1 protein-coding gene and 1 pseudogene are annotated in these 845 nt (G+C 46.4%); both read right to left on the reverse strand.

Annotation, left to right across the window (positions count from 1 at the left end):
• Positions 1 to 166 (reverse strand): annotated as a pseudogene (locus L1D44_RS21645) (dCTP deaminase); the annotation flags it as partial.
• Between the two features lie 2 nt (positions 167 to 168).
• The coding region (locus L1D44_RS21650) for an Mrp/NBP35 family ATP-binding protein (protein WP_239893257.1) at positions 169 to 845 on the reverse strand (677 nt) is incomplete at its 5' end.

The raw sequence follows: 845 nt of genomic DNA on the forward strand, positions 1-845 counted from the left end.
CACTGAGATCAACGTAAGGCGCGGCATGGTCCTGAAACACTCTAAACTTGTTACCCAGTCTTAAATCCACAGTAACGCCTGAAATCATATCTGGCTTAGGTGTAGGTTCGATGATTATGCGTTGTTGTTCAATCGCTTCTCGAATATGGGTATCCGATAATCTCATTCTTAGTCTTCCGTCATCACAATCTCAACACCCGATGTTGAGTCTGATTGGTAATATAACATACTGGCAACCAGTTGGGCACAATCAACATAGTGATCTGCTATACCATGATTGTCAGTCTTACTTTCTGAATTAGGCTCACGGACTGTGGCAATGATATCTTCGCCCTGCTCCGTTGCTGTTCTGATCTGTTCGTTAAGCGGTACTTCCGCGAGCAAAGGCACACCATAGCGACTCGCCAGCGTGGTGCCACCAGAGTGACCAAAAATATGGTTGCGGCTACCACATTGCTCACAATTGAAGTAACTCATATTTTCGACCAAACCTAAAATAGGGAGCTGCACTTTTTCAAACATCGCGATGCCCTTCTGTGCATCTGCTAGCGCCAAGGTCTGCGGTGTAGTGACAATCACCGCACCACTGGCTGGCACTTTTTGCGTCATGGTAAGTTGGATATCTCCTGTGCCTGGTGGCATATCAACAATCAGATAATCCAGCTCACCCCAATCCGTTTCATTTAACAATTGAGTAAGCGCTTGAGAAGCCATTGGTCCTCGCCAAACAGTGGCGTCCTCTGCTGGGACCAAAAAGCCGATAGACATGGCTTTAATGCCCGACTTTTCAATTGGTAGTAGGGTTTTATCATCTTTCGCCTGAGGTTTTTCATCCTCAAGAGCCA

Origin of the sequence: Shewanella sp. Isolate13 (assembly GCF_022398325.1) — a bacterium.
In the GTDB taxonomy this organism is placed as follows: Bacteria; Pseudomonadota; Gammaproteobacteria; order Enterobacterales; family Shewanellaceae; genus Shewanella.